We start from the raw sequence: 8812 nt of genomic DNA on the forward strand, positions 1-8812 counted from the left end.
ACTCTTCGAACGCTTGTTCGGGAGAGTGTGGCGTGAGTGACCCGCCGATCACAGCCGAAGGGACCCCAGTGGCAGACCGTCTTGTTGTTCGCGGCGCCCGCGAGCACAACCTGCGCGGCGTGGATATCGACCTGCCGCGGGACAGCTTGATCGTTTTCACGGGGCTGTCCGGCTCCGGCAAGTCGAGTCTCGCGTTCGACACGATCTTCGCGGAAGGCCAGCGCCGCTACGTCGAGTCGCTGTCCGCGTACGCGCGCCAGTTCCTCGGGCAGATGGACAAGCCCGACGTCGACTTCATCGAGGGCCTCTCGCCCGCGGTGTCGATCGACCAGAAGTCGACGTCGCGCAACCCGCGGTCGACCGTCGGCACCATCACCGAGGTCTACGACTACCTGCGCCTGCTCTACGCGCGCGCCGGCAAGCCGCACTGCCCGCAGTGCGGTGAGGCGATCGGCAAGCAGACGCCGCAGGAGATCGTCGACCAGGTGCTCGCGATGGAACAGGGCACCAAGTTCCAGGTGCTCGCGCCGGTCATCCGCGGCCGCAAGGGCGAGTACATCGATCTTTTCCAGAACCTGCAGTCGCAGGGCTACTCGCGCGCGAAGGTCGACGGTGTCGTCTACGCGCTGGGCGAGGTGCCCAAGCTCAAGAAGCAGGAGAAGCACCACATCGCGGTCGTCATCGACCGCCTGAGCGTCAAGGCGTCGTCCAAGCAGCGCCTCACCGACTCGGTCGAGACGGCGCTGCGGCTGGCGGACGGCCTGGTCGAGCTCGAGTTCGTGGATCTCTCGGAGACGGATCCGAAGCGGATCAGGGGCTTCTCCGAGAACCTGGCGTGCCCCAACGGTCACCCGCTCGCGATCGAGGACCTGGAGCCGCGGTCGTTCTCCTTCAACTCGCCGTACGGCGCGTGCGTGGTCTGCACGGGCATCGGCGTGCGCAAGGAGGTCGACCCGGAGCTCGTGGTGCCGGACGACGAGATGACGCTCGAAGAGGGCGCCATCGCGCCGTGGGCCGGCGGGCAGACCGCCGAGTACTTCACGCGCCTGCTGCAGTCGCTCGGCGAGACCATCGGCTTCCGCATGGACCAGCAGTGGCGGTTGCTGCCCGCCAAGGCGCAGAAGGCGATCCTGCACGGCATCGACGAGCAGGTGCACGTCCGCTACAAGAACCGCTACGGCCGTGAGCGCTCCTACTACGCCAACTTCGAGGGCGTCATCCCGTTCCTCGAGCGGCGGCAGGAGCAGACCGAGTCCGAGTACATGCGGGAGAAGTACGAGGGCTACATGCGCGAGGTCCCGTGCCCCGCGTGTTCGGGCACCCGCCTCAAACCCGAGATCCTCGCCGTCACGCTGCACCACGGCAAAAAGGGCGACAGGTCCATCGCCGAGGTCTGTGCGATGAGCGTCTCGGAGTGCTCCGACTTCCTCGACGGCCTCAAGCTCGGCAAGCGCGAGTCGATGATCGCGGGCGCGGTGCTCAAGGAGATCCAGGCCCGCCTGCACTTCCTGCTCGACGTCGGCCTCGACTACCTGTCGCTCGACCGCGCCTCCGGCACCCTGTCCGGCGGCGAGGCGCAGCGCATCCGGCTCGCCACGCAGATCGGCTCCGGCCTGGTCGGCGTGCTGTACGTGCTGGACGAGCCGTCGATCGGCCTGCACCAGCGCGACAACCACCGGCTGATCGAGACGTTGACGAGGTTGCGCAACCTGGGCAACACGCTGATCGTCGTCGAGCACGACGAGGACACGATCCGCAACTCGGACTGGGTCGTCGACATCGGCCCCGGCGCCGGTGAGCACGGCGGCAAGGTCGTGCACAGCGGCCCGTACAAGAAGCTGCTCACGAACAAGGAGTCGATCACCGGCGCGTACCTGTCGGGGCGCAAGTCGATCCCGATGCCGGCCAAGCGCCGCAAGATCGACAAGAAGCGCCAGCTGACGGTCGTCGGCGCCCGCGAGCACAACCTGCGCGGCATCGACGTGTCGTTCCCGCTCGGCACGCTCACCTCCGTCACGGGCGTGTCCGGCTCCGGCAAGTCGACGCTGGTCAACGACATCCTGGCCACGGTGCTCGCGAACAAGCTCAACGGCGCGCGCCAGGTGCCCGGCAGGCACACCCGGATCAACGGCCTGAACGAGGTCGACAAGCTGGTGCGGGTCGACCAGTCGCCGATCGGCCGCACCCCGCGGTCGAACCCGGCCACCTACACCGGCGTGTTCGACCACGTCCGCAAGCTCTTCGCGGCGACGACCGAGGCGAAGGTCCGCGGCTACCAGCCCGGCCGGTTCTCGTTCAACGTCAAGGGCGGCCGCTGCGAGGCGTGCGCGGGCGACGGCACCATCAAGATCGAGATGAACTTCCTCCCGGACGTGTATGTCCCCTGCGAGGTGTGCAAGGGCGCGCGGTACAACCGCGAGACCCTCGAGGTGCACTACAAGGGCAAGACGATCGCCGAGATCCTCGACATGCCGATCGAGGAGGCTGCCACGTTCTTCGAGCCGATCAACGCCATCTACCGCCACCTGCGCACGCTGGTCGAAGTGGGTCTCGGCTACGTGCGACTCGGCCAGCCGGCGCCGACGCTGTCCGGTGGTGAGGCGCAGCGCGTGAAGCTCGCGTCGGAGCTGCAGAAGCGGTCGACCGGCAAAACGGTCTACATCCTCGACGAGCCCACGACGGGCCTGCACTTCGAGGACATCCGCAAGCTGCTGGGCGTGATCAACGGCCTGGTGGACAAGGGCAACACCGTCATCGTGATCGAGCACAACCTCGACGTCATCAAGACGTCCGACTGGGTCGTCGACATGGGTCCCGAAGGGGGCTCCGGCGGCGGTATGGTCATTGCAGAGGGCACGCCCGAGCAGGTCTCCGAGGTCGAGAAGAGCTACACGGGGCAGTTCTTGCTGCAGGTGCTCGAGAACGAGGAGGTGTCAGCGGCCGGGTGATGATCCCACTCGACGCCCTGGCCGCCCGCGAGCGCGCTGTTCAGGCGTCGCGTGGCGAGCCCCTGGCGGCGTACCCCTTCAACCTCTTAGAGGTGCTCGACTCGTCGGAGCTGTCACTCCGCCGGGTCGCGGCTGTCTGCTGGATGCGAGCCCTGGAACGGTTCCCGCGCCTCAGCGGCAAGTGAACACGGTTGGCCTGGTGAGACGCTCAAGTCTCACTAGAGCCATATGACACGCCGTGAGGAATTCCCGGTTCGGTGTGACTTTTGTCGAGGACCTGTCACTCGAACGAGGTATCCGGGATGATGGCGGCCGTGTCACTCAACCGCTATCGCTTCCGCAGCGTGTGGCACGTGGACGCGTGTCCGGACGATGTGTACGAGGTGCTGTCCGACATCGCGAACTACCCGCTGTGGTGGCACGAGATCCGGAAAGCCACGAAGATCGACGACGAGACCGGTGAGCTCCGGTGCCGGTCATTTCTGCCCTTCGACCTCGTGGTGCAGGTCAAGCACAGCATCAGGAACCAGCAGGCAGGCCTGTTGCGGGCGACGTTGTCCGGCGATCTCGAAGGCTATGCGAGCTGGGAGATCACCGGTCGTGACGGCGGCACGGACCTGATGTTCGACCAGGAGGTCGTGGTCAACAAGGCGCTGCTCAGGCGTCTGGTGCTGATCGCCAAGCCGTTCTTCCGCGGCAACCACGACCTGATGATGCGAGGCGGCTTCAAGGGCTTGAAGCAGGTCCTCGAGGCGAAGTCGGCCAGCCGCCGCGAGTCCTAGCCGCGTCCGGACAGGTGGCGCACCAGCAGCGCCAGCTGAGCCGCGTACTTCTCGGCGAACTCAGGCGTGGACGGGTCCTCGCCGGTGATCTGGCTCGCCGTCTGCCGCAGGGTCAACGGCGCTGCGGCCGCCGCCATCAGCGCCAGCAGCAGCAGGCCGGGATCCAGGTCCGCGGGTAGTTCGCCGGCGGCCTGACGCTCCCGCATCTGGTCGACCTGGGCGCGCAGGAACGCCTCGTCGGTGGGCGGGCTGTCGCCTGCCAGGTTCGACCACGCCCACAGCCGGCCGTGATCGGTCATCGTGGTCGCCACGAAGCTCGCCAGCACCTGGTCCAGCGGCTGGTTCTGGCTCGCCATCTCGGCCGCGGAGCTGTGCCAGCTCGTCGCGAGCTCCTTGTACAGGCCTTCTTTGCCGCCGAAGTAGTACGAGATCAGCTGTTTGTTCACGCCCGCCCGCGCCGCGATGTCCGTCGTGCGCGTGGCCGCGTACCCCTTCGCGCCGAACTCCGCCGCGGCCGCCTCGATGATGCGAGCCCGCGTGCGTTCCGGGTCGCGCTTGCGTTCCGAGGCGCTGGGGGAGCGGCGTTGATCCACGGCGTCACGGTATCCGACGGGCTGTTTTCAACCAACGGGTTGACTTAATCAACCGTGCGGTTGAAACTCGACGGCATGAGAATCGCAGTCGTTGGTGGGGGAATCGGCGGGTTGTGCCTGGCGCACGGGTTGCGCAAGGCCGGCGTGGACGTGGCGGTGTACGAACGCGAGCTCTCGCGCACGGACCGCCTGCAGGGGTACCGGGTGCACATCAACCCGCACGGTGCCGCTGCCTTGAAGGAGTGCTTGCCCGCGGCGAACTGGGAGAAGTTCGAACGGAGCGCGGGATCGAGCGGCAACGGGTTCGGCTTCCTGACCGAACAGCTGAAGCCTCTGCTCGTGCTCGACCCGGAGGAGGAGAAGCACTACTCCGCCAGCCGAATCACGCTCCGGCAGGTGCTGCTCGACGGTCTGGACGTGCAGTTCGGCAAGAGGTTCGAGCGCTACGAACACCAGCGCGACGAAAACAACGGTGCCATCACCCTGCACTTCGAGGACGGCACCACCGCCGAAGCCGACGTGCTCGTCGGCGCGGACGGCATCCGGTCGCGGGTGCGCAGGCAGTACCTGCCGCACGCGGGCACTGAGGAGGTCGGGGTCACCGCGGTCGCGGGGAAGCTGTTCCTCGACGACCACGACTGGATCCCGCAGAGCCTGCTCATCAGGGCCAACTCGATCATCCCGACCAGCAGGTGCGGCATGTTCCTGGCGGCGCACGACGGACTGGGTCACACGGACGACGACGGCCTGCTGTTCGACAACGTGCGTCCGTACCTGATGTGGGCGTACGCGGCCAGGGATCTCGACGTCCGCGACGGACTGCAGGCGGAGGTGTCGCGCAGGATCGCTGGGTGGAGTCCTGACCTGCGCAGGGTGGTCGAGTCGTCGCATCCGGAGACGGTCAGTCAGTGGCACATCAGGTCCTCGAAGCCGATCGAACGGTGGGAGAGCACGAACGTCACGCTGCTCGGCGACGCCATCCACGCGATGACGCCGATGCGTGGAATCGGCGCCAACGTCGCACTGCGTGATGCGCAGCTGCTCGCACGGTGCATCGCCGAGGGTGGTGACGCAATCGCCCGGTACGAGGCGGAGATGTACGACTACGGGTTCGCGGCGGTGCGCGACTCACTGCGCGCTGCCAGGCAGTTCGCGGAGGGCAGCCCGGTCGCGCGGACGTTGTTCCGCACGGTGCTCAGGACGGCGGCCGCGGTGCCGGCGTTGAAGCGCGCGATGTTCTGAAAAAAGATTGAACCGTTCTGGCTCGCTCTACGTGTGAGAGGCGTTGCAGGGCACGAGCCAGGAGGTTGGGATGATCCGCAAGAGCGTCGCAGTGGTCGCACTGGGGTTGATCTCGCTGACCGCCTGCGCCGGTGCGCCGGAGAGCAAGCCGGTCGCGCAACAGCAGCAGGAAAGCGTTGTGGCGCTGAAGGTCGCCGAGATCGAGGACCTCGGTCCTGTCGTCACGGACGTCAAGGGCTTCACGCTCTACCGCTTCGACAACGACAAGCCGAACGAGTCCACTTGCGACGGTGAGTGCGCCGCGACCTGGCCTCCCGCGACCGTCACCGACGAGAACTTCACGGTGGAGGGTGTCGACGAGGTGGGTAGCTTCGTCCGCAAGGACGGCAGCCGCCAGCTCACCGTCGACGGCATGCCGCAGTACCGGTTCGCCAAGGACGGCAAGCCCGGCGAGACCAAAGGTCAAGGCCTGCAGGGCAAGTGGTTCGCCACGGGCAAGGGTGGCGAACGCACCCAGCTCGCCGCGAGGACGGGCGTCATCACCGGACTTGGTGCGGTGCTGACCAACAACGCCGGCCTCACGCTCTACCGGTTCGACGGCGACACGGCCCAGCCGCCAGTGTCCAATTGCGACGGTGGGTGCGCCGAGTCCTGGCCGCCGGTGTACGTGGAAGGCGAACAGCCGCGCGTGAAGGGCATCGACCCGAAGTTGCTCGGGACGATCACCCGCAAGGACGGCAAGAAGCAGCTCACGGTCGCGAACTGGCCGCAGTACACGTTCAAGAACGACACCAAGCCCGGTGAGGCCAAGGGTGTCACGGTGCCGAAGTGGTTCGCCACGGCCACCGACGGCAAGAAAGCTCAGCAGAACAAGGCGATCGCACTCACCAGTGCGACCGTCGCGGACCTCGGCGTCATCGCGACCGACAAGGACGGCATGACGCTCTACCGGTTCGACAACGACTCCGCCGAACCGCCCACGAGCAACTGCTCCGGCGACTGCGCGGTGCAATGGCCGCCCGCTTACGTCAGCGAGGGTTTCCAGGTGCAGGGCGTGGATGCCTCGCTCGTGGGGACGATCGAGCGGGACGGGAAGAAACAGCTCACCATTGCGGGATTGCCGCAGTACCTCTTCTCAGGTGACAAGGTCTGCGGTGAAGCCAACGGGCAGGGCGTTGGTGGCAAGTGGTGGGCTACCAAGGCCGACGGAAGTCGCGCCGGCCGGTAACAGGGGAGAGGAGGGCCCCGGCGGGAGTTCCCGCCGGGGCCTTTTCTCACTTGAGGCGCAACAGAAGTGCCTGCTCCGGTTCGAGCACCGGCAGCTGGATCCCGACCTCCGACAGCACGGAACCGGGCAGCTCCACGGACTTCCAGTCCGCGGGCAGCCTCTGGATCAGCCTGGGCCGTCCCGCGGGAGCGTCGAACGACAGCCGGTACGTCCGCGCAGGGTCGAGTCCGGGCAGCCGCACCCGTCGTGGCTTGTTCTGCACCGAGGTCGCCAGTTGCACGTAGCCGAACAGGGCCTCGGACTGGTCCGCGGCAACGATTCCGTGCACCCAAGCGGCGGTGTCCGGGTGGTCGGAGTGCACGGTGACACCGGTCTGCACCAGCGACCGCACGTCCTTGTAGTACTCGATCGCTGCCTGCAACCCGGCGCGTTCCTCGTCCGTCGCCGAGTTGATGTCCCACTCGATCCCGAAGTGCCCGAACATTGCCGTGGCCACGCGGAACGACAGGTCGTGCACGCGTCCGGTCGTGTGCGACTTCGTGGGACCGACGTGCGCTCCCATCAGCTCCGGCGGCAGGAACACCCCGGTCCACCGCTGGATCAGCTGGCGTTCCAGGGCGTCGTTGCAGTCGGAGGTCCACACGCGATCGGTGCGCGACAGCACGCCGAGGTCGATCCGGCCGCCGCCGGACGAGCAGCTCTCGATCTCCACGTGCGGGTGCCGCAACCGCAGTTCGTCCAGCAGCCGGTAGTACGCGGCGGTCTGCTCGTGCACGCGCGAGCCGATCAGGTCGCGGTTGTGATCCCACTTCACGAACGCGATGTCGTTGTCCGACAACACGGACGAGACGCGATCGAGGATGTACGCGTACGCCTCGGGGTGCGCGATGTTCAGCACCTGCTGGTTGCGCGACGGCGGAGGCAGCACCCCGGGACGCGGGCCGAGCACCCAGTCCGGGTGGGCGCGGTAGAGGTCGGAGTCCGTGTTGACCATCTCGGGCTCGAACCACAGCCCGAACTCCATGCCGAGCGCGCGCACGTGCTTGATCAACGGGGTCAGCCCGTCCGGCCACACCGTCTCGTCGACGTACCAGTCACCCAGGCCGGCCGAGTCGTCACGGCGGTGCCGGAACCAGCCGTCGTCCAGCACGAACCGCTCGACACCGATCGCGGCGGCGGTGTCGGCCAACGACGTCAGGCGCGCGAGGTCGTGGTCGAAGTAGACGGCCTCCCACGTGTTGAGCACGACCGGGCGAGGCCTCAGGTCGCGCTCGCGCAGCTGCCGGTGGAACGCCGCGCTGATGCCGTCGACGCCGGTGGACGAGTAGGCGGCGTAGATCCACGGCGACTCGTACTCCTCGCCGGGCGCCAGCGTGATCTCGCCCGGCAGCAGCAGTTCGCCGCCGCCCAGGACGGGCGAGCCGTCGACCAGGTTCTCCGCGTACGTCACGTGGTTGCCGCTCCACGCCACGTGCAGCGCCCAAACCTCGCCGTCGCGGAACGAGAACCCCGGCGTGCCGGCCAGCAATCCGATCGTCGCGTCGTGCCCGGTGCGCCCGCGCCGGTTCTCCCGCACCCACGAGCCGTGGTTGAACGTCTGCCGCTGCGGTGCCCGTTCGCGGCTCCAACGTCCGGTGAAGTCGAGGAGTTCGGTGGCGTGTGAGGGGACGGGGAGTGCGGTTTCCAGGCCCTCCAACGCATACGGCGTCGTGCCGTCGTTGCGGATGATGTGGCGGAGGCGAACCATGCCGGACGCGAGCAGTTCCAGAGTGCCGGTCACGGTCAGTTCGGCGGCCTCGTCCGTCGCGACGTAGCGGAAGATCGCGTCGTCCTCGCCGGAGAACGAGGTCACGGCCAGCGCGGGCGCGAAGTGCTCGCCGCCGCGGTGGCCGCGCAGTCCGGGGCGGCCGACGTAGCCGGCGCCGGCGTCGGGCAGCAGCGCGAGTGGAACCGGTGCGTCCGGCGCGTTGTTCGGGTGCGACCCCGAAACGACGTCGACCAGGCCGCGCAGTGCGGCCT

General features: G+C 67.5%; 7 protein-coding genes. 5 read left to right on the forward strand and 2 right to left on the reverse strand.

Annotation, left to right across the window (positions count from 1 at the left end; translation table 11 throughout):
• Positions 1-68 precede the first annotated feature (68 nt).
• The 3 genes from uvrA to ACWGE0_RS39010 all read left to right on the forward strand — a co-directional run bounded on the left by uvrA (position 69) and on the right by ACWGE0_RS39010 (position 3730).
• Entirely contained in the window at positions 69-2948 is a 2880-nt protein-coding gene (gene uvrA / locus ACWGE0_RS39000) for an excinuclease ABC subunit UvrA (protein ID WP_452265901.1), read from the forward strand.
• On the forward strand, positions 2945-3133 hold the full coding sequence (locus tag ACWGE0_RS39005) for a hypothetical protein (protein ID WP_452265902.1): 189 nt from the start codon (positions 2945-2947) through the stop codon (positions 3131-3133). The genes uvrA and ACWGE0_RS39005 overlap by 4 nt, the downstream gene beginning before the upstream one ends.
• Before the next feature lie 129 nt (positions 3134-3262).
• Entirely contained in the window at positions 3263-3730 is a 468-nt protein-coding gene (locus ACWGE0_RS39010) for an SRPBCC family protein (protein ID WP_452265903.1), read from the forward strand.
• Here ACWGE0_RS39010 and ACWGE0_RS39015 read toward each other — a convergent pair.
• The gene (locus ACWGE0_RS39015; protein WP_452265904.1) at positions 3727-4323 is read right to left on the reverse strand and encodes a TetR family transcriptional regulator; all 597 of its coding nucleotides are present in this window, start codon (positions 4321-4323) and stop codon (positions 3727-3729) included. The genes ACWGE0_RS39010 and ACWGE0_RS39015 overlap by 4 nt on opposite strands.
• 75 nt (positions 4324-4398) lie before the next feature.
• On the opposite strand from ACWGE0_RS39015, the gene ACWGE0_RS39020 reads away from it, so the two are divergent.
• A complete protein-coding gene (locus ACWGE0_RS39020) occupies positions 4399-5565 on the forward strand; it encodes an FAD-dependent oxidoreductase (protein WP_452265905.1) in 1167 nt (388 codons plus the stop codon).
• A gap of 70 nt (positions 5566-5635) precedes the next feature.
• Positions 5636-6793 carry a hypothetical protein gene (locus ACWGE0_RS39025; RefSeq protein ID WP_452265906.1) on the forward strand — a complete coding sequence of 386 codons (1158 nt, stop codon included), beginning with the start codon at positions 5636-5638 and terminating at the stop codon, positions 6791-6793.
• 46 nt (positions 6794-6839) lie between these two features.
• Here the strand turns inward: ACWGE0_RS39025 and ACWGE0_RS39030 are convergent.
• Positions 6840-8812 (reverse strand): alpha-galactosidase (locus ACWGE0_RS39030; RefSeq protein ID WP_452265907.1); only part of this gene is annotated, 1973 nt, incomplete at its 5' end.

It is taken from the genome of Lentzea sp. NPDC054927, from assembly GCF_053610285.1.